The 22,566-nt window shown below is 31.0% G+C and carries 12 protein-coding genes, 1 tRNA gene, 4 rRNA genes and 1 pseudogene; 9 read left to right on the plus strand and 9 right to left on the minus strand.

From position 1 onward, the window contains the following. Window positions 1–80: 80 nt before the first annotated feature. The 3 genes from Bmayo_RS02035 to Bmayo_RS02045 are packed head-to-tail and all read left to right on the plus strand — an operon-like array spanning window position 81 to window position 2,364. Window positions 81–710 carry a hypothetical protein gene (locus Bmayo_RS02035; RefSeq protein ID WP_075552097.1) on the plus strand — a complete coding sequence of 210 codons (630 nt, stop codon included), beginning with the start codon at window positions 81–83 and terminating at the stop codon, window positions 708–710. Continuing rightward, complete coding sequence (locus Bmayo_RS02040; protein WP_075552098.1) at window positions 707–1,588, plus strand: DNA/RNA non-specific endonuclease; 882 nt, start codon at window positions 707–709, stop codon at window positions 1,586–1,588. Before Bmayo_RS02035 ends, Bmayo_RS02040 begins: the two co-directional genes overlap by 4 nt. Then, window positions 1,585–2,364: a hypothetical protein gene (locus Bmayo_RS02045; RefSeq protein ID WP_075552099.1), complete on the plus strand. Its 780-nt coding sequence runs from the start codon at window positions 1,585–1,587 to the stop codon at window positions 2,362–2,364. Before Bmayo_RS02040 ends, Bmayo_RS02045 begins: the two co-directional genes overlap by 4 nt. Here Bmayo_RS02045 and Bmayo_RS02050 read toward each other — a convergent pair. Continuing rightward, window positions 2,352–2,966 (minus strand): annotated as a pseudogene (locus Bmayo_RS02050) (diacylglycerol/polyprenol kinase family protein). The gene Bmayo_RS02045 and the pseudogene Bmayo_RS02050 overlap by 13 nt on opposite strands. A gap of 248 nt (window positions 2,967–3,214) precedes the next feature. Between Bmayo_RS02050 and Bmayo_RS02055 the strand changes: the two are divergent. The 5 genes from Bmayo_RS02055 to Bmayo_RS02075 are packed head-to-tail and all read left to right on the plus strand — an operon-like array spanning window position 3,215 to window position 8,192. Next, window positions 3,215–4,072: a protein-glutamate O-methyltransferase gene (locus Bmayo_RS02055; RefSeq protein ID WP_075552100.1), complete on the plus strand. Its 858-nt coding sequence runs from the start codon at window positions 3,215–3,217 to the stop codon at window positions 4,070–4,072. Window positions 4,073–4,104: 32 nt separating this feature from the next. Continuing rightward, on the plus strand, window positions 4,105–5,232 hold the full coding sequence (locus tag Bmayo_RS02060; RefSeq protein WP_075552101.1) for a chemotaxis protein CheB: 1,128 nt from the start codon (window positions 4,105–4,107) through the stop codon (window positions 5,230–5,232). A gap of 23 nt (window positions 5,233–5,255) precedes the next feature. After that, window positions 5,256–6,470 carry a TraB/GumN family protein gene (locus Bmayo_RS02065; RefSeq protein WP_075552102.1) on the plus strand — a complete coding sequence of 405 codons (1,215 nt, stop codon included), beginning with the start codon at window positions 5,256–5,258 and terminating at the stop codon, window positions 6,468–6,470. 36 nt (window positions 6,471–6,506) lie between these two features. Further along, the gene (locus Bmayo_RS02070; protein ID WP_075552103.1) at window positions 6,507–7,142 is read left to right on the plus strand and encodes an adenylate kinase; all 636 of its coding nucleotides are present in this window, start codon (window positions 6,507–6,509) and stop codon (window positions 7,140–7,142) included. Further along, window positions 7,143–8,192: a hypothetical protein gene (locus tag Bmayo_RS02075; protein ID WP_193402198.1), complete on the plus strand. Its 1,050-nt coding sequence runs from the start codon at window positions 7,143–7,145 to the stop codon at window positions 8,190–8,192. It begins immediately after the preceding gene. 14 nt (window positions 8,193–8,206) lie between these two features. Here the strand turns inward: Bmayo_RS02075 and rrp1 are convergent, their stop codons facing one another. The 8 genes from rrp1 to Bmayo_RS02115 all read right to left on the minus strand — a co-directional run bounded on the left by rrp1 (window position 8,207) and on the right by Bmayo_RS02115 (window position 21,743). Next, window positions 8,207–9,130, minus strand: coding sequence for a cyclic-di-GMP-producing response regulator Rrp1 (gene rrp1 / locus Bmayo_RS02080; RefSeq protein ID WP_145924585.1), 924 nt, complete (start codon window positions 9,128–9,130; stop codon window positions 8,207–8,209). 2 nt (window positions 9,131–9,132) lie between these two features. Beyond that, window positions 9,133–13,602 (minus strand): ATP-binding protein, encoded by a 4,470-nt coding sequence (locus Bmayo_RS02085; RefSeq protein WP_075552104.1) that lies wholly within the window; start codon window positions 13,600–13,602, stop codon window positions 9,133–9,135. A 97-nt stretch (window positions 13,603–13,699) separates the two neighbouring features. Further along, window positions 13,700–13,810 (minus strand): 5S ribosomal RNA (rrf, locus tag Bmayo_RS02090). Between the two features lie 23 nt (window positions 13,811–13,833). Next, window positions 13,834–16,762, minus strand: a 23S ribosomal RNA gene (locus Bmayo_RS02095). Between the two features lie 180 nt (window positions 16,763–16,942). Next, window positions 16,943–17,053 (minus strand): 5S ribosomal RNA (gene rrf, locus Bmayo_RS02100). Window positions 17,054–17,076: 23 nt separating this feature from the next. Beyond that, window positions 17,077–20,005, minus strand: a 23S ribosomal RNA gene (locus Bmayo_RS02105). 201 nt (window positions 20,006–20,206) lie between these two features. Next, complete coding sequence (locus Bmayo_RS02110) at window positions 20,207–21,049, minus strand: Cof-type HAD-IIB family hydrolase (RefSeq protein ID WP_075552105.1); 843 nt, start codon at window positions 21,047–21,049, stop codon at window positions 20,207–20,209. Window positions 21,050–21,182: 133 nt separating this feature from the next. After that, on the minus strand, window positions 21,183–21,743 hold the full coding sequence (locus Bmayo_RS02115; RefSeq protein WP_075552106.1) for a DNA-3-methyladenine glycosylase: 561 nt from the start codon (window positions 21,741–21,743) through the stop codon (window positions 21,183–21,185). A 558-nt stretch (window positions 21,744–22,301) separates the two neighbouring features. Between Bmayo_RS02115 and Bmayo_RS02120 the strand changes: the two genes are divergently transcribed. Next, window positions 22,302–22,375 (plus strand) — tRNA-Ile (locus Bmayo_RS02120). The last annotated feature ends 191 nt before the right edge of the window (window positions 22,376–22,566 follow it).

Genomic DNA, 22,566 nt, shown 5'->3' on the forward strand with positions numbered 1-22,566 from the left:
AACAGGAAAATTCTCTCTAAATACATATCATAATATTGAAAAGACAAAACAATTTTTATATCATTTAAAATAATCTGTTTATGAAAAAAACTCCAAACACTTATATTTTCTTAACATTGCTCATCATTCCCACTTTAAATGCACTTGCAAATGAAGAAGGCAATACTAATGAAAAAAATAATCAACCCAAACAAAGCTCTAATTTTTTTAACCCAGAAAGAGGATTTAAATATTCAACAGGAATTGGCGCTGGAATTGGATTTTTCCTAAATTCAAACATTAAACACCTTATTTTTAGACCTTATTATATATTCTCTAACAATACTTTTGATTTTTTAATAGTTGCCATGATATTAACAAGAGAAAGTCTTAATATCCCTAAAAAAATGCAATACTTTAAATCTTATATTGGAGGAGGAATAAACTGGCACATTGCAAACTTAATTAAAAAAACAAAATATTTTTCTGCTACTATTGGTATAGGTGGTCGTTTTTACTTATCTACAAACTTTATAGGAGATATTCAATTCTACGAAAAATTGCCTTATGTGATAGAGCCTTATATGTTTATTGAAATTTCTTCTAAAAAGGCAATTCCTTTAATAGGAGTGGACTTTAAAATTGATTTATTGTTTTTAGATACATTTAACATTTCTTTTAATTTTACTATTAGATATAATTTTAAAGACGAAAAAGAGATGGAAACATGAAAAAAAGGTCAAAATTTTTCCTTTACTGCTATATTTTATGCCTAACGGGATTTTTATTTTTTTCCTTAAATCCAAAAGCCCTAAAACAAATTAAACACAAAATTTATAACTATTTAGAGATAATAGAAAATAAATACATTAACATTACAAAATCTATTCCCATAAAAGAATCCCAATTAATACCAAAAGGATATCTTACTACCCAAATAATAAGCAAAAAACACTATACCTTAGGATATGCTGAAAGCGCAAGACAATCCGAATGGGCTGCTTATCCGCTTAAAAGAGAAATGGTAGAACTAGCATTAACTTTGTTAAAATCAAAAAAAATTAAAAGGAGCACCAAATTCTTTGAAGACACCAACTTCAAGGGCACTTTTCCAAAACTCGAAGATTACTTTAAAAGCGGTTATGACAGAGGGCACATAGTCAGTTCTGCAGACATGTCTTTTTCTGAAAATGCAATGAAAGATACATATTTTTTATCAAATATGTCACCTCAAAAAAGCGAATTTAATTCTGGAATTTGGCTAAAACTTGAAAAATTAGTAAGAGAATGGGCAATCTCAAAAGGATATATATACATCATTAGTGCTGGAATTTTAACAGAAAATAAAGGATTTATTGGTAAAAACAAAATTTTGATACCTAAAAATTTTTATAAAATAGTGCTAGCAATTAATAATAGCAATTATTACGACATAATCTCTTTTATTATCCCAAATGAAAAAGCAAAAGACTTAGATTTGAAAAATTATGTTGTTAGCGTCGATTCAATTGAAAAAAAAACAAAGATAGATTTTTTTGAAAAACTTGATTCAAAAATTAAAAAAAATATTAAAAAAATAAAAAATACGCATTCTTGGAAATTTAAATGAAATCAATATTTACAAAGTTAAACGCTTCCATTAATCTCTTTCTTTTTATAATTTCTATTTTAGCAACAATGGTTATACTAATTTTCTCTTATAAAATAAAATATAATGAAAATTATCAAAATTATGTTCTAGAAATTTACAATAATAATTTTATAATATTGGTTAATAAATTCGCCATCTTTATTGCTGGAATCATAGGCTCACTGTGGTCATATATTAACTATAAAAGAACCAATAATATACAATTTATACTTTTCTATTGCTTTATTAGCTCATATACACTAGAACCTATTTTGATCTCCGAAGATTTTTTTTTAAATAATAACCTAAATTCAAGTTATTATTTATTTACAAAATTTATCCTTTTTGTAAATACTTTTTCATTATTAAATTTATTTTTTTTAAGTTTATATATATGCGATTTCAAAATAAAATCAATACATTATACAATTTATATTATTTTAACTTTTGCCTGCATATATAGCTATACAATACCTATTAATTCGTATGAAAATAGTCAAAACTATGGCATTCTTAAAATTGAAAGTACAAAATTTTACATAGACGCATTCTTGTTGCTTATTTTAACAAACTTTATAGTGGCCTTTTTAAGAAAAAAAAGCTTTGACTATTTTTTTCTTTTTGTTTCAATGCTTTTAATTTTAAGTGGAATTTACTTGAATTTGTTAAAAATGCCTTATGCCTTTATCCCAATATTAATTGGTATACCAATCTACTTAAAAAAATCGGGAAAAATCTTCTTTTATTGGCTATAAAAAAAGGAAGTTAAAAAATAGGACGAAGTTGAAATAACAAGTGGTAAAAATAAATTGTCATAATTAGCAGCATCAAAAAGCTCTACCAATGCTGCTAAATTCCAAGAATTAAGGCTATTGTTAAATAAGGGAAAAAATAATAATATGAAAAAGGTAATAAAAATACAACAAGGCTGCCAGAAGTTGTTTTATCATTTACAAGCTTAAAAGAAGGAATTAACTTTCCAGCAAGGCTTGCAAATCCATAGCCAAGGCATACTGAGAATATTCCAATATAATTAAAGGGCTGTATAGCTAAGCAATATGATATCAATATGCCTAAAAACAATAAAACAGGCGAAAAAGATACTTTATTGGGCAATATTTTTCTTGATTTTAACGTTATGTCTGAAATATTTTTAAAGAAAAGTATTTTTTTTAGTAATTCTAAAAACTTCAGAACTTAAGTATAAAATCATAAAAAGTATATTAGAAACAAGTCCTATCCAAAAATTTATTCCATAAAAAACCAAAACTATTAAGCTAAAAATATGAAAAAATTTTCTAAAAATTTCATACTTAATATCTTCTCTAAGAATTGTTCTTTTAAACCCATTAAACATCATTAGATCTTTTTAAATGAATATTAAATCGACATTTGTAATATTTTTTTCAACACCCATTAAATTCCTCATTTATTACTGCAAATAAATTAAAACAAACAAAAACCTTTTTATAAGCCCATATCTTATTATAAAATTACTTATATTAATTTTATAATTTTTTTTCAAAAAAAATATTCTTATCTAGATATTTATTATAAATAGGCAATACTTATTTATAAAGATAAGAATTAAGCAGGTTCCCAAAAATGCTAGAAATTGAAGATAAACTATTTTTAAAGTTTTGCGATTTTATATATAACAACAGCGGAATTCGTTTTGATGAAAAAAATAAATTTGTTCTTCAAAGCAGAGTTAATGACGCAGTACGAGATCTTGCTCTTGAAAACCCATCACAACTTTATAATTTAATAATTAGTGAAAAATTAAAAAAAGAATATTTCTTGGATTTAGTCACAACTAATTTAACAAGATTTTTTAGAAATTCACTACATTTTCAAACTTTTGAAAAATTTGTAATTCCCAATTTAATTAAGATTAAAAACATAGAAGAAAAAAATAGGATTATTATTTGGTCAGCAGGATGTTCAACAGGAGAAGAACCTTATTCATTAGCATTTGTACTCAAATCAAAGCTTCCAAAAGAAATGGATTTTGTCATTATCGCCTCTGATTTAAGCTTAAAATCTTTGATGATAGCAAAAGAAGGATATTATTCATCAAATAAATGTGAAAATATTCCTAAAGAATACCGACACTATATATATTCTCATTCAAACGGATATAAAATTAAAAATGAAATTAAAAATCATATAAGATTTGATTATCATAACCTAAACTTTGAAAGTAATTTTTCACAAATTGATGTTATTTTTTGTAGAAATGTATTAATATACTTTGATGAAAAATCAAAAATCAAAGTACTTAAAAAATTTTACAACAATATGTCTAAAAACAGCTACTTATTCATAGGGCACTCAGAATCACTTTTTGGGCTCAACCTTCCTTTTAAATTTTTAAAAACACCTTGGGCAATAATATATGAGAAAAAAGATACTAGCTGTCAAAAAGAAAAATTTAAATCACAAAATAAATATAAGTTATAATTTAACAAGAATAAAATAGGGAAAAAGTAACGGTGGAAACAAAAATTTCTGTACTTATCATAGAATACTTTGCTGTAAAAAGAAAACTTATATCAGACCTTATCAATTCGTCTCCAAAACTCCAAGTCATTGCAACTGCTTCTAATGGAAAATTTGCAACAAATAAACTTAAAAAACACAACCCCGAAGTAATATTAATGAATTTAGAAGAAAACAATATTAAAGATATTTTATTTTTGGAGAAAAAAAACAATATAAATAAAACAATACCAATTGTCGTCACATCTTCAAATCAAGACCTAATAAACATTGCTGCTTTAAAGGGCGCTGATGACCTTATATTAGTATCTAAAAATAAAAAATCACATGAAATCAAAAAAGAACAAATTATTAATTCTCTTTTGACCTATGGATCAATATCTATAAAAAACAAAATTGTCTGCAATAAGGATATGAAAACAAAAAACTATGAAAGAGCTAATTTTTTTTTAAATCACAAAAATGACATTTCTTCATTAACTCAGCTTGAAGAACATACAAAAGAAAAAATATTAAATGAAAAAGAAATAAAAAAACTTAAGCTGAGGAAATTTGACATAATAGCAATTGGAGTATCAGCAGGGGGACCTGTAGCCTTGAAATCAATATTACCAGAAATACCTGAAAGCTTTCCACCAATAATAATTGTTCAACACATGCCTAAAGGATTTACAGAAGAATTTGCAAAAAATCTTAATAATCTTTGCAAAATAAGCGTAAAAGAAACCACCAATAACGAAATATTAAAGCAAGGACATGCATACATAAGCTCAGGCGGATATCATACAAAAATCAAAAAAATTGATGGAAACTATCAAATACAAACTCTCGATGGTAAACATATAAATGGGCATAAACCATCTATTGGAGTATTATTTCAATCTATTGCAGAGATTGCAAAAGATAAAGCAATTGCCATAATAATGACTGGAATGGGAAATGACGGATCAAGAGAAATTGGAGACATAAAAAAAGCTGGGGGACTAACTATTGCGCAAGATAAAGAAAGTTCTATGGTTTTTGGAATGCCAAAAATAGCAATAAAGGAAAACAATATAGACTATATAGTTCCACTAAACCATATGGTAAAATTATTAAAAGCTATACTAATTAATAGCTAAATTTTTTAAACAAGGAATATTTTTTGGACAATAAAAAAGAAAACACCGAGACAGAAGACTGTTTTTCTCATGTAAGTAAATTTAATATACACAATAAAACAATATATATACTTGGAACTGCTCACGTGTCAAAAAAAAGCTCAGAAGATACTGCAAATTTAATAGAAATCTTAAAGCCAGACTATATTGCCGTTGAACTTGATGAAGCTCGCTATCATTCGATCTTAAACACCAATGAAAATGAAAAATGGAGAAACTTAGACATAGATAAAGCACTAAAACAAGGAAAAGCCTTCTTTCTCATAATAAACATAATTCTTAGTAACTTTCAAAAAAAATTGGCAAAAGAACAGGGAATAAAACCCGGTGAAGAAATGAAAACAGCTATTTTAAAAGCTAAAAAACACAATATTCCACTAATTCTTGCTGACAGAAAAATTGAAACAACTCTAAAAAGAGCTTGGATATCTATTCCAATATTTGAAAAAGCAAAAATAATCTCAAGCCTTTTTTCCCTAGTAGATACAAAAATTACAAAAGATGAAATTGAAAAACTCAAAGAACAGGATGCTCTTTCAAAAATAATGGAAGAACTTTCTAAAGAAATACCCAAAGTAAAAAAAGCTTTAATTGATGAAAGAGACGAATTTATTACAAACAAAATACTTGAAGGAACAGGCATTATTCTTGCCGTTGTGGGCGCAGGTCATGTAAGCGGAATAATGAGAACTCTAAAAAAAATAAGCCAAAACAAAAAAATAATAAACATTGAAGAACTCGAGAGAATACCTAAAAAACATTTTTCATTTAGTAAAGTGCTATCTTACTTGATTGCAATTTCAATCATTTTACTAATAGCAAGCTCTTTTTACTTTAAAGGATTTGATTTTGCTTACAAAAATTTAAAACTTTGGATAATCTCTAACTCTATTTTTTCAGGCATTGCAGCTATTTTATTAAAATCTCATCCTTTAACAATTTTAACAGCTATTATAGGTTCTCCAATATTCTCCTTAATACCATTCATAGGAACAGGCATGGTAGCAGGACTTGTTGAAGCTTATATAAACAAACCAAAGGTCAAAGATTTTGAAGATCTACAAGAAGAATTATCGACAATAAAAGGATATTTTAAAAACAAAGTTACAAGAATTTTATTAATAGTACTTTTTGTAAACCTTGGATCTACAATTGGAACAATTGTAGGACTTAAATTTTTATTAAATGTTTTCAAATAAACCCTTAAAATAATAAATATTTACACGGGAGTATATATGGGACTTGTATTTTTAGGTCCTCCAGGTTCTGGAAAGGGGACTATTTCAAAAATTATTTCTAATGAATTTAAATACCAGCACATTTCAACAGGAGATTTGTTTAGAGAAAATATTTTAAACTCTACAGCTCTTGGAAAAGAAATTAAAAAAATTGTTGAAAAAGGAGAGCTGGTTCCTGACCTAATTACAATCAAAATAGTAGAAGACAAAATTAAAACTATTAAAAAGAACAAAGATTTTATTTTAGATGGATTTCCGCGCAATATTTGTCAAGCCGAAGCTCTTGATAAATTTTTGCCAAATGTAAAAATAATAAACTTTTTAATTGATGAAGAGTTGGTAATAAAAAGACTCTCGGGAAGAAGAATTTGCAAATCTTGCAATAATATTTTCAATATATATACCTTAACCACAAAAAACATTGGTATTTGCGACGCTTGCGGAGGAGATCTTTACCAACGAGAAGATGATAAAGAAGAATGCTTAAAAACAAGACTTAAAGAATATAAATTACAAACAAAACCATTAATAGAATTTTACTCAAAATGCTCTAGACTTAACAATATTGATGCATCTGTTAAGATTGACGAAATGAGAAAAAAAATAATTAAAATAATGCTAAAAAAAAATTAAATGGGAAAGGTATTCAAAATAAAAATGTTAAAAAAAATTTGCTTTTGCTTGTTACTTTTGCAAGCAAAAATAATTCTTGCTCAAGATCAAGAGAACTTAGAATTCAATAATGAATATTTTTACTTTAATTTTCAATCCGCTTATTATCCTCCCCACGAGTTGGGCACAAATGGAAGTAGATTTTCACAAAGCTTTAAACATCCTAATTTCCAAAATATTGAACCAAGTTTAAAAATTCCAGTCAATTATTGGGGAGGAATAAAATTAATATCATATTTGGGCTACTATAAAAATTTTAAAGCTTTGCACAATCCCAATTCCATATTTTTTAAAAATAATGGCATAGACATAGATTTGAATATCGGATTTTCTCCTGTAAGTGTCTCGTTTAAAAGCACGGCAAGCTTTACTCCTATTGCTTTTTTAAATTTATATGCATCAAATGAGCTTGGTATAGGTTGGGAAGCTTTTGGATTTAAGGGAGTTGGTGTACACATTAAAAATGGAAAATATTCAAGTGATGTTGAATTTTATTCAGAAATAACAACAGGAGGACGATTCCAATTTGATTTAAACGCTATTTTTCAAGGAGAATGGACACACATTATTACAGTTATTGGTAATGATTTTACATACTTAATCAATCCCCATGCAAAAAAAGATCAACTTTGGAAATATAAAGCAGATGATGGTAAAAATATAAATGGCATACTAATAAAGCCTTACGCTCTTTTAGCTTACAAGATGCCAATACCTCTTAACACTATAGGCCTACTTTATGAAGGAAAAACACAAATTGGAAAAGAAAGAAACATAAGCTCTTGGAAAAACAAAGGCTGGGGAAGTGACATTTTTTATCACAATATTTCTATTGTTGCTAATTTTGAAATTATCAAACCTTTAACAATTGGGCTTCAATTTAAATTATCTACAAATCCCACATACACAACTAACACAGCCGGGCTATCTGATGTTTCAAAAAGAATAGCAACTGGTAATTCTTATTTTTATTACGATTCTATTGGAATCTCTATAACTTATAAATACTAAAAATAAATATAAATTTAATATCTAAACTGATTCCTCCCGAAAACTTTAGCCTCATAAAGCTTGCGATCAGCAAGCTTTATGATATTGGTAAAATTGTTATCAATAGGAATTTCTTGAGCAAGACCAATTGAAACAGTAACAATGCTAGAAACACTACTATGCTCATGAACTATTTTTAAACACTTTATGTCATTAATCATTGTTTTAATAATGATAATCATTTCATTTAAACTCTTATTGACAGAAAAAAAAATAAATTCTTCCCCCCCATATCTAGCAACATCTATTTTATATTTTAAAGAAACCTTATATAAAGTTTTAGCAATCAATTTAAGGCATTCATCACCATTGGTGTGACCATAATTATCATTGTAATTTTTAAAATTATCAATATCCAACATCCCAACAATTATTATTTCCTTATTTTCTAAAGCTTTCATCCACGACTTAGAAAATTTATCCATAAAAAATCTTCTGTTTGGAATTTGAGTAAGTCCATCAATTCTAGATAAGCTTTTAAAATAATCTCTTAACCTCTTTAATTCAAGATGCGTCTTAACCCTAGCATCAATTATTCGACTATTAAAAGGCTTTAAAATATAATCTACTCCACCAACGTTAAATCCCTCAAGCTGATCATCTGTGGAACTTCTTGAACTAATGAAAATTACGGGAATCTCTTTAGTATCAGGATCACTTTTTAGCTTTCTACATACCTCATAGCCATTAATATCTGGAAGACCTATGTCAAGAAGTACAAGATCCGGACTATCTTTTTCAACTTGCTTTAAAGCATCAAGCCCATTTGTTGCAACCTCAATCTCATAAGCATCTTGCAAGATATTTACCAATAAATCTAAATTGGTGGAAGAATCATCCACAATTAAAAGCTTCTGATTTTCTGCTTCAAAAGCCTTATCTTTAATTATCATTTCCACTACTAGTATCTCTTATTATTAAGCATTTTAATAATCTCTTCAAGAATTTTAGAACTCTCATCAAATCTATATAATCTTAAATTCCTGCGAAGATCACTAAATAATACCTGAATATTATCGTCTAAAGCATACTTGTCAATGCTCTCAAGAATTTCTTTGTATTCTCTTGGCTTTCTGGTCTTAATACCAATTAAAAGTTTATTAAGAAGGCTTAAAAATTGATCTTTGTTTTTAAAGTATAGCTTGTTCTCACTAACAATCTCAGACTCAAACAAAACATTCTCCTTTATGTCGCTTATTAGTCGAAATAAATCATCTTTTACAAAAGAATACATTTTTTTCAACTCATAAATTGAATCTTTACTTGTTTCAATTTTTTGAAAATCTTTATACAATTCGCTACGCATATTAGAAAGAGCTCCGGATATTGAATGAGATATGTCCCTAATTAAAGACAAATTTTCTTCATCAAAAGCTTTTTCTAAATCAATAATATTAATAGAGATAAAATCAACAAGTCCTCTACATAATTCAGAATATGATGCATATGAAAGATTTAATTCTTTTAAAGCCTTATTAACATCTAAATTAGGAAACTTAACAAGTTGATTCAAATCTTCATTCTCCAAAATATCATCAACTTCAAACTGTAAATATTTTTTTAATATGGTTTTAATTAAACTTATATGTATTGGTTTTGAGATATAATCATTCATACCGCTTGCAAGGCACTTGTCTTTATACTCTTGCAAAGCATGCGCTGTTACAGCAACTAAAACACATGGATTTAAATTCTTTGCCTTTTCAAATTTTCTAATTTCCTTAGCCACTGAAAATCCATCATATCTTGGCATTCGTATATCAATAAAAGAGATGGCATATTTTTTCTCTTTTAAAGATTTTAAAGCCTTTACTCCATCATCTACAATATCAATAAAATTTTCATTAATGCCTATTACAACAAGAATATCTCTCAACACTTTTTGATTTACCTGATTATCTTCAGCTATTAAAATATTAATGGGTTCTTTTATCTTAAAAGCACTATCTATTGGAGCCAAATCCTCAAAATCAATTTCTGATTTAAACTTTTTTTTAGAAAGAACAGAACATATACTAAGCCCCATTAAAGGCTTTTTAACATACATATATTTTAAATTTTTTAGGGCTTTATTATCTAAATAATAAAATAAAAAAACAATTCGTACATCAGAACTTAGTCTTTCAATATTATTGGCAAATCGAATACTCTCTTGAATATTATCGTTATTTACATTTACATAAACAAAATTATAAAAAGGGCATTCCTTGAAGACTTTATAAGCATCTTCAAAAGACGCTACATAGTGCACATTAGAAGAGCATTCTAATAAAATCGAACAGTGTTCAAAAACTTTAATAGATTTTTGACTTAAAAGAACATTTAATACTTTATTATCACCATTTATTGATTGAAATCTATTGATTGACAAATTTTTACTTTTAAGCTCACCGCCCAATAAAAAGGGCAACATAAATGAAAAAGTTGTGCCCTCTCCCACCTTACTATCAACAGCAATGCCAAGACCACCCATTAGTCTTATAAGCTCTCTAGATATTGATAACCCCAATCCTGCACCCTCATGAACCCTGGAAGAAGAATCATCTTCTTGTTTGAATATTTCAAATATCTTAGAAAAATTCTCTTTTTCAATCCCTTTACCCGTATCTATTACTTTAAATTCAACTGTAACTAAAGCCCTATTATCATCGACCCTTGTTCTACATACTTCTTCATAGTTTAAAACAATAACACCATCATCTGTAAACTTAAAAGCATTTCCTATTAAATTAATTAAAACTTGTTTAATTTTTACAATATCACCTCTCACATAATTCTTAAAAACAGATTTAGAATAAGAGAATAAATCAATATTTTTCTTTGCACATTGAGATTGAAAAGTTTTTAAAACCATTTCCATTTCACTCTCTAAATCAATCTCTTGACTCTCAACATGTAATTCATTGACATCTATTTTAGATAAATACAATATATCATCAATTAAAGAAAGCAAAGAATCAGATGAATAATTTATCATCCTAACATAATCTTTTTGAACATCCGTAAGAATAGTTGTATCCAAAAGCTCAGTAGCTGCCATTATTCCGTTAATAGGGGTGCGAATATCATGACTGACGTTCGCTATAAAAATGGTTTTAGCAGCATTAGCAGCTTCTGCAATCTTTTTTTCATTCATTACAAAAGAATATCTTCTTTTCTGCTCAAATGATAATCTGAACATAAAAATTATTACAAATCCTAAAAAAGTAAAATAAAATATAACGAATGTTACCACTAGAAATTTAAAATTTTTAAACCTGCTACCTTTAGATTTATAATAAATATCAAATTTCCAATCATTTAAATACATCTGACTGTCAACATTAGAACGCATAACAACTTTTTGAATAATTTCTTTCAAGATATAATCCTGATTATAAATAGCAAGGCTCAAATCAAAAGCTAAATCTCTAAAAGTAGGAAGTTTTTCAACATCAACAATATTGAATTCTTCGAAAACAGCAGCAGCTGTATACTCATCGCTAATAATCCCATCTACCTTTCCCTTATAAAGAAGAAGAAGAGCCTCTTTAAAGTTGCTTACCAGAATAAGCTTCGATTTAATATTATAAGCCAAATTTTTACTATATAAAAAATCAAGTACAGCAAATCTCTCCAAAGATCTAGATGGAAGCACCCTTTTTTTATTTGAAAAAATATAAAGCGGAATTCGAGAATTTAATTTTATATTGAAAACATTCTCTAAATTTGAATCTACTGCATTAGTATTTAGCATATCGATTTTTCCAGATTTGATTAATTTTTTAAGATCTAAACTATTGTGTGCTTCAATTATGTTAAATCCTAAACCTGAAAACATTCTAATCTTATCAAGCAGAAATTGATTTATTCCTTTATAACTATTTGCTTCAACATAATCTATTGGATACCAATTTTTAACAGCAAGATTTAATTTATTATTTTTTGATAACCAAATTTTTTCTTCTATATTAAATTTAACCTTATTCATAATTTTATAACTATTTATTCTAGAACTATTAATCTCTTCTTTATCCAACCAATTTTTATCTATTTGAAGTAAAGATTCAAATGAAATATCATCAAATATAGCATTGAGAATATATTTAATAACCTTATAAATCCTGTTATCAATAGCTAATACTAAAAATCTATTTTTATTAAAAATAGAATCGTAAGATTTTAATCTACCGTTATATCCATTTAATTTTAATAAATATTTTGTTGTTATTGAATTTTCTATAAACCCATATGAATTATTAACAATATCTATAAAGTTATTAACAATATCTTTATTCTTATTTAATTGAATGTTATTAAAATTAAAATCAATAAACTGAGAATTTATTGGACCAGTATCATTGTTTAGGTCTTTAGAATAAAATTTAAAATTAAGAGGATATATTGGCTTACTTACCACATAATTAACATTTTCAAATACACTATCATTACTAATAATTCCTCCAAAAATGCCTACTGACTTTCCATCTAATGATTTCTTAATATCCTCTTTGGGAAACCCCTTAAAAATAGGCTTAAAGATATGTTGCCTTGAAAGAAGATTCCATAAATCCACTAAAATGCCAGACAATTTTCTCTGTGAATTAATAAAACTTAAAGGAGGATAATCGTTATATAAACCAACATCAACAAAATTTCCCTTAGAAGTAGTATCTAAAAAAGAAACAACAAGTTCTTCGGGCATTTTCATCAAATATGAAAACAAATCTAAATTCAAATTCTTTATTATCTCAGGAGCATTTCTACTAATAGCTACTCTATTTTTAATACTATAAAAAACATCTCCGGTAAAAATCACAAGATCTTCACGTAAAAAACGCTTTGCAATATAATGTAAAGTCTTACAATCACCATATATATAATCGACTTTATCATTTTTTAAAGCCAATATTAACTCTTGTACATTATCAGCCAAAAAAATAGTGCTAGCACTTTTTAGCCTTAAGATATCTTCATATATTGTATTTTTAATAACCCCTATATTAAAATTGGATAAAAATGTTGAATGGGTATTTTTATATTCTTTATTAGAGCTTTTAGAAAATAAAATTGAAATACTCCTAGCAAGTTCGCTTTTAAAATAAAAAAAATCATTTAATTTTGTATTATAGGTCAATCCCAAATATATTGCTTCATCTTCAATTTCACTTTCATTTAAATTGTCAATATGCTCAACGCTAATATCAACATTATTATCTTCTGCCCATTTATCTAAAATAGAAAAAATAAGTCCCTCATATTCTCCCTTATTATTCTTATAGTAAAAAGGAAAATATTGATCTATAAGCTTAAACTTAAAAATATTCTTAGGAAATAAATTGACGTTGACAAAGCAAACCAAAAGTAAAATTAAAAAATTTGCTTTTTTCATATTATTTTAAAATTTCCTTATTAAAATACAACAGCTTTATTACTATGTAAAAATAAATATACACAATAAATCCAAGGGTTAAAATATAAAATAAAAACCCTGGCAATAACTTAATCTCCCGCGAACTCGCAGTACCATCAGCGAATAAGAGCTTAACTTCTGTGTTCGGAATGATAACAGGTGTTTCCTCTTTTCTTTAACCACCAGGGTTTTTAAAAGGAAGACAAAAACATGGCCAAAGATACGGGTAATTAGTATTAGTCAGCTTAATATATTACTATACTTACACTTCTAACCTATCAACCTGGTATTCTTCCAGGACCCTTAAAGGATATCTCATCTTGAGGAAGGCTTCCCACTTAGATGCTTTCAGCGGTTATCCTTTCCGAACGTAGCTACCCAGCACTTACCCTTGGCAGGATAACTGGTACACTAGAGGTTCGTCCATCTCGGTCCTCTCGTACTAAAGATAGCTCCTCTCAAATATCCAACGCTTGTGGCAGATAGGGACCAAACTGTCTCACGACGTTCTGAACCCAGCTCGCGTACCGCTTTAAATGGCGAACAGCCATACCCTTAGGACCTGCTCCAGCCCTAGGATGCGATGAGCCGACATCGAGGTGCCAAACCCTTCCGTCGATGTGAACTCTTGGGAAGGATAAGCCTGTTATCCCCGGAGTACCTTTTATTCGTTAAGTGACGGCGCTTCCACTTGCCACCGCCAGATCACTAAGACCTACTTTCGTATCTGTTCGACTTGTCAGTCTTACAGTTAAGCTACCTTATGCCTTTACACTTACAAAGTGATTTCCAACCACTTTAAGGTAACCTTTGCGCACCTCCGTTACTCTTTAGGAGGCGACCGCCCCAGTCAAACTACCCACCTGGCACTCTCCTCATATTTCTATAAGTTAGAAACCTAATTAAACAAGGGTGGTATTTCAAGATTGACTCCACTACCCCTAACGAGATAGCTTCAAAGTCTCCCACCTATCCTACACATATTTAATCAAATCTCAATACCAGGCTATAGTAAAGGTTCACGGGGTCTTTCCGTCTAACCACAAGTAATCGGCATCTTCACCGATACTTCAATTTCACCGAGCTCCACGTTGAGACAGCGTCCAAATCGTTACACCATTCGTGCGGGTCGGAACTTACCCGACAAGGAATTTCGCTACCTTAGGACCGTTATAGTTACGGCCGCCGTTTACTGGGGCTTAAATTCAATGCTTCGAATAAACTAACATCTCCTCTTAACCTTCCAGCACCGGGCAGGTGTCAGTCCCTATACTTCTCTTTACAGATTTGCAGAGACCTGTGTTTTTGGTAAACAGTCGTTTGGACCATTTTTATGTTACCTAATTGCTTAGGTCGTACTTATCCCGAAGTTACGTACGTATTTTGCAGAGTTCCTTAACGTGGATTCTCTCGCGCGCCTTAGAATTTTCATCCCACCTACCTGTGTCGGTTTGCGGTACGGTCCCTTATAGCCTAACCTTAGAAGCTGTTTCTTGGCACCTTGACTACCTACATTTCATGCTACCTAAATAGCACTCATCATCACATCTTAGCTCTCTTAACGGATTTTCCTATTAAAATCATCACCTTAATGCTTAAACTAGGACAACCATCGCCTAGCAGTAGTTAACCTCATGCGTCACTCCATCGAAACTATAAGAGGTACGGGAATATTAACCCGTTTCCCATCGACTACACTTTTCAGCTTTGCCTTAGGGGCCGACTAACCCTGGGAAGACGACCTTTACCCAGGAAACCTTAGGTTTTCGGCGAATGGGGATCTCACCCATTTTTTCGTTACTCATACCTGCATTCTCACTTCTGATACCTCCATCAAACTTTTCAGTTTAACTTCTCAGGCTTACAGAACGCTCCCCTACCATCTTAACTTTAGTTAAGATCCAAAGCTTCGGTAATGTGTTTAGCCCCGTTACATTATCGGCACTTAAGTACTCGACCAGTGAGCTATTACGCACTCTTTAAAGGTATGGCTGCTTCTAAGCCAACCTCCTGGCTGTTTACGTACCTAAACCTCCTTTTCCACTTAACACATTTTTGAGACCTTAGCTGTTGGTCTGGGTTGTTTCCCTCTCGACTATGAACCTTATCGCCCATAGTCTCACTCCTATTCATCATTTAATAGCATTCGGAGTTTAACTGAGTTTGGTACCCTTTGACAGGCCCTAGCTCAATTAGTGCTCTACCTCTATTAAACTAAAATAAGGCTGAACTTAAATCCATTTCGGGGAGAACCAGCTATCTCCGAGTTTGTTTAGCCTTTCACTCCTATTCACAGCTCATCCCTGCCTTTTTAAACAGACTAGAGTTCGGCCCTCCACTTGGTTTTACCCAAGCTTCAGCCTGGCCATAAATAGATCACTCGGCTTCGGGTCTACCACATCTAACTAAATCGCCCTTTTAAGACTCGCTTTCGCTTCGACTCCAACACTTCTATGCTTTAATCTTGCTAGATATGATAACTCGCAGGTTCATTATGCAAAAGGCACGCCATCACCGCAATAAATTACGGCTTTGACTGCTTGTAAGTCTACGGTTTCAGTTCTATTTCACTCCCCTCCCGGGGTTCTTTTCACCTTTCCCTCACGGTACTCTTCTCTATCGGTAGCTTTTTAGTATTTAGCCTTGGAGAGTGGTCTCCCCAGCTTCAAACAAGGTTTCTCGTGCCTCGTCCTACTCAGGAACATTTTAAAAAGATATTTACATTTAAATTACAGGACTATCACCTTCTTTGGTTAAACTTTCCAGATTATTCTTCTATATAAATATTTTGTAACTTTTTTGCTTATCACAGACTAAGCCTAAACGTCCTACAACCCCCTAAATGCAACGCTCTGCGGCTTGACACATTTAAAGTTTGGGCTACTCCCTTTTCGCTCGCCACTACTAAGGGAATCTCTTTGATTTCTTTTCCTCAGGGTACTTAGATGGTTCACTTCCCCTGGTATCGCCTCTATTATTTAAATAATAGATAGCTAGCATCTTACTAGCTGGATTACTCCATTCGGTAATCTTGGGATCAATAAATGTTTGCTTCTCCCCCAAGCTTTTCGCAGCTTACCACGACCTTCTTCGCCTTAAAGCTCCTAGGCATTCACCATAGACTCTTATTACTTTGACCATATTTTTATCTTCCATCTCTATTTTGCCAATTTGTTTATGCAACATAAAATAATATATATCTTTGTTTAATACATGTCAATATATATTTTATTTTTTATGCTATTTAAATAACACATTCAAAAACACTAATATTGAAAAAACTAAAAACAAATCCAAGGGTTAAAGTATAAAATAAAAACCCTGGCAATAACTTACTCTCCCACGAACTCGCAGTACCATCAGCGAATAAGAGCTTAACTTCTGTGTTCGGAATGATAACAGGTGTTTCCTCTTTTCTTTAACCACCAGGGTTTTTAAAAGGAAGACAAAAATATGGCCAAAGATACGGGTAATTAGTATTAGTCAGCTTAATATATTACTATACTTACACTTCTAACCTATCAACCTGGTATTCTTCCAGGACCCTTAAAGGATATCTCATCTTGAGGAAGGCTTCCCACTTAGATGCTTTCAGCGGTTATCCTTTCCGAACGTAGCTACCCAGCACTTACCCTTGGCAGGATAACTGGTACACTAGAGGTTCGTCCATCTCGGTCCTCTCGTACTAAAGATAGCTCCTCTCAAATATCCAACGCTTGTGGCAGATAGGGACCAAACTGTCTCACGACGTTCTGAACCCAGCTCGCGTACCGCTTTAAATGGCGAACAGCCATACCCTTAGGACCTGCTCCAGCCCTAGGATGCGATGAGCCGACATCGAGGTGCCAAACCCTTCCGTCGATGTGAACTCTTGGGAAGGATAAGCCTGTTATCCCCGGAGTACCTTTTATTCGTTAAGTGACGGCGCTTCCACTTGCCACCGCCAGATCACTAAGACCTACTTTCGTATCTGTTCGACTTGTCAGTCTTACAGTTAAGCTACCTTATGCCTTTACACTTACAAAGTGATTTCCAACCACTTTAAGGTAACCTTTGCGCACCTCCGTTACTCTTTAGGAGGCGACCGCCCCAGTCAAACTACCCACCTGGCACTCTCCTCATATTTCTATAAGTTAGAAACCTAATTAAACAAGGGTGGTATTTCAAGATTGACTCCACTACCCCTAACGAGATAGCTTCAAAGTCTCCCACCTATCCTACACATATTTAATCAAATCTCAATACCAGGCTATAGTAAAGGTTCACGGGGTCTTTCCGTCTAACCACAAGTAATCGGCATCTTCACCGATACTTCAATTTCACCGAGCTCCACGTTGAGACAGCGTCCAAATCGTTACACCATTCGTGCGGGTCGGAACTTACCCGACAAGGAATTTCGCTACCTTAGGACCGTTATAGTTACGGCCGCCGTTTACTGGGGCTTAAATTCAATGCTTCGAATAAACTAACATCTCCTCTTAACCTTCCAGCACCGGGCAGGTGTCAGTCCCTATACCTCTCTTTACAGATTTGCAGAGACCTGTGTTTTTGGTAAACAGTCGTTTGGACCATTTTTATGCTACCTAATTGCTTAGGTCGTACTTATCCCGAAGTTACGTACGTATTTTGCAGAGTTCCTTAACGTGGATTCTCTCGCGCGCCTTAGAATTTTCATCCCACCTACCTGTGTCGGTTTGCGGTACGGTCCCTTATAGCCTAACCTTAGAAGCTGTTTCTTGGCACCTTGACTACCTACATTTCATGCTACCTAAATAGCACTCATCATCACATCTTAGCTCTCTTAACGGATTTTCCTATTAAGATCATCACCTTAATGCTTAAACTAGGACAACCATCGCCTAGCAGTAGTTAACCTCATGCGTCACTCCATCGAAACTATAAGAGGTACGGGAATATTAACCCGTTTCCCATCGACTACACTTTTCAGCTTTGCCTTAGGGGCCGACTAACCCTGGGAAGACGACCTTTACCCAGGAAACCTTAGGTTTTCGGCGAATGGGGATCTCACCCATTTTTTCGTTACTCATACCTGCATTCTCACTTCTGATACCTCCATCAAACTTTTCAGTTTAACTTCTCAGGCTTACAGAACGCTCCCCTACCATCTTAACTTTAGTTAAGATCCAAAGCTTCGGTAATGTGTTTAGCCCCGTTACATTATCGGCGCTTAAGTACTCGACCAGTGAGCTATTACGCACTCTTTAAAGGTATGGCTGCTTCTAAGCCAACCTCCTGGCTGTTTACGTACCTAAACCTCCTTTTCCACTTAACACATTTTTGAGACCTTAGCTGTTGGTCTGGGTTGTTTCCCTCTCGACTATGAACCTTATCGCCCATAGTCTCACTCCTATTCATCATTTAATAGCATTCGGAGTTTAACTGAGTTTGGTACCCTTTGACAGGCCCTAGCTCAATTAGTGCTCTACCTCTATTAAACTAAAATAAGGCTGAACTTAAATCCATTTCGGGGAGAACCAGCTATCTCCGAGTTTGTTTAGCCTTTCACTCCTATTCACAGCTCATCTCTGCCTTTTTAAACAGACTAGAGTTCGGCCCTCCACTTGGTTTTACCCAAGCTTCAGCCTGGCCATAAATAGATCACTCGGCTTCGGGTCTACCACATCTAACTAAATCGCCCTTTTAAGACTCGCTTTCGCTTCGACTCCAGCACTTCTATGCTTTAATCTTGCTAGATATGATAACTCGCAGGTTCATTATGCAAAAGGCACGCCATCACCGCAATAAATTACGGCTTTGACTGCTTGTAAGTCTACGGTTTCAGTTCTATTTCACTCCCCTCCCGGGGTTCTTTTCACCTTTCCCTCACGGTACTCTTCTCTATCGGTAGCTTTTTAGTATTTAGCCTTGGAGAGTGGTCTCCCCAGCTTCAAACAAGGTTTCTCGTGCCTCGTCCTACTCAGGAACATTTTAAAAAGATATTTACATTTAAATTACAGGACTATCACCTTCTTTGGTTAAACTTTCCAGATTATTCTTCTATATAAATATTTTATAACTTTTTTGCTTATCACAGACTAAGCCTAAACGTCCTACAACCCCCTAAATGCAACGCTCTGCGACTTGACACATTTAAAGTTTGGGCTACTCCCTTTTCGCTCGCCACTACTAAGGGAATCTCTTTGATTTCTTTTCCTCAGGGTACTTAGATGGTTCACTTCCCCTGGTATCGCCTCTATTATTTAGATAATAGATAGCTAGCATCTTACTAGCTGGATTACTCCATTCGGTAATCTTGGGATCAATAAATGTTTGCTTCTACCCCAAGCTTTTCGCAGCTTACCACGACCTTCTTCGCCTTAAAGCTCCTAGGCATTCACCATAGACTCTTATTACTTTGACCATATTTTTATCTTCCATCTCTATTTTGCCAATTTGTTTATGCAACATAAAATAATATATATCTTTGTTTAATACATGTCAATACTTATTACAATATTTTAATAAATAAATTTACAAAAATAAATTATAAGTAAAAAATTTATATTTTAAATAGAAAATTCTGCTAAAAATAAACCAAATACATTAAACATTTGAATCCAAATTATTCATATTTAATATCAAGCTCAAAAAAATCAATTAAAAACCTAGCAACACCATCCTCATTATTGCTAAATTTTGTTATTTCATTATTTGTTAAATTAATTTTAAGAAACTCATTAGCATTTTTCATTAAAACCCCTTTACCAAGATTTTTGAGCATCTCATAATCATTATTATTATCTCCAAAAGCCAAAACATCACACAATGGAATGCTTTCAAGAAAAGCAATATTTTTAATAGCATTATATTTATTAGCATTAATATTGGTAACCTCTAATAAATCCTTAGAAGAAAAAAACACCCTTATGTCTTGAAAACTCTTACTCCTAATTTCATTGTCAAGTTTATTAAGAATTGCCAAATCCTCACAATAATAAACAATCTTAGAAACAGAATCAACATTTAGTTTAGTCAAATCTCTAATGATAACATTTAACCCCAAATCTCTAATAAAATGTTTCATAATAGGACTTTTAACATCTGTATTAGAATACCAAGTATCAAAAGTGTAAAGATTAACATCAATATTATCTGTATGTATATTGAGAATTTCTTTTACTAAGCCATAACTCATTGCGTATCTAAAAATTAAATTTTCTTGCAAAAACACTTCAGCCCCATTCGCCGTTACAAGATAATTTTCATTAATACCAATTTCTTTTAATTGACTCCTAATATTTTTAATTTCACTCAATCTTCTACCGGTTGCAACAATTATTTTAAAATCTTTCCCCAAAGTCAAAAGAACCTTAAGAGTTAAAAAAGTAATCTCATGATTATCATTTAATAAAGTGCCATCAAGATCAAAAACCAGCATTTTATATCTTTTATAATTAGAATTCATATATAAATCTCTCTTATAAAATATGCTATCACAAATAATTTATTCTCAATAAATCACTCTTAAAGCATGAAATAATCAAATTTAATAATATTATATTTTTTTAAAATTTTTTAAAAAAATATTTAAATAAAAATCAACGCCTTGAAACAAATTTGTTATCTTTGATATAAAATCTCCAAAGCTTGTTTATATCACTCTCTTTTGCATAATCAATATTGATTCTTTTTGAACAAACTATATTAAAATCTAAATTCAAACCTCTTTGTAAAAAAAGCTCATTATTCCCAATAAGATCAACTTTATTAAAAGTTAAATCAATGTTTAAAAATTTTGTAAGTTTTCCAGGGCCATTAGTAAGAATGCTTTTTCCCCCCAATAATGGAGAAATGGGCTCTACGCTTCTAATTAAAACAGCTTGAGGATTATTTTTATCAGCAGTCACAATATTAAACATATAATGCATGCCATATATCATATACACATAAGAATATCCTCCTATGCTATACATAGCATTTGTGCGATTTGTTCTTTTGCCACCATAAGAATGACAAGCACTATCTGTTATTCCCATATAAGCTTCCGTTTCAACGATTCTGGTAACTATTTCCTCTTTGTTGATCTTTCTGATCAACAAATTGCCAAGCAATAACTTTGCAACAGTAGCAGCATCTTGTATAAAAAAATATCGATCCATAAACTCAAGTTTAAAACAAGATAATAATAAAAAATTATTACCTAAACACACACGCAAAACATAAGAATATATTATTCACAATAATAATAAAAACTAAAATAATTTAATTATACAATAAGTACATATTTTAATAAATTCTTGAAAAATCTCAATTAGCAATATAAAATTAGTAAAAAAGTCTAAACACTATGCTATCACTAATGAAAATTAATTTTTGAAGCAGATATTTATGGATTTTCCCAATTATAAATGCCTGTTAATATAATATTTTGCATTTGATTAAAAAATCAAAAATCGATCATACGCAATGAATCAATTATAGCGCTTTTTAGAATGCCCCTTAATCTATACTTCTAAAGCAATAAAAAAATTTAAAAATTTGAAATAATACAGCTTAAATCAGTTTATATAAAAATATTAATCTAAAATATCGAACATTAATAAATATATAAAAAATTATAAACTATACGCAATATCTCTTATGCCTTTTTAAGATATAAGAGATATTGACAAAGTCAGAAGATTTAAATAAAATTTGTAAAGAATTAATATGCTTAAGGGATCATAGCTCAGGTGGTTAGAGCGCAGGTCTGATAAACCTGAGGTCGGATGTTCAACTCATCCTGGTCCCAATTTAGTCCATTGTTTCAAAATCCAATCATAACTACAAAAAATGTTTACTTAATTTCGATATTGATGATTATACTGTATTACAATATAATCTCAATTTTTAAAATTGATAATTACCATTCCATTAGATTTAAAATCATACTTACTATTAATAAAATTTAATATAAAGTTATGCAATATTAAATAATTGCTA

Origin of the sequence: Borreliella mayonii, from assembly GCF_001945665.1 — a bacterium.
Taxonomy (GTDB): Bacteria; Spirochaetota; Spirochaetia; order Borreliales; family Borreliaceae; genus Borreliella; species Borreliella mayonii.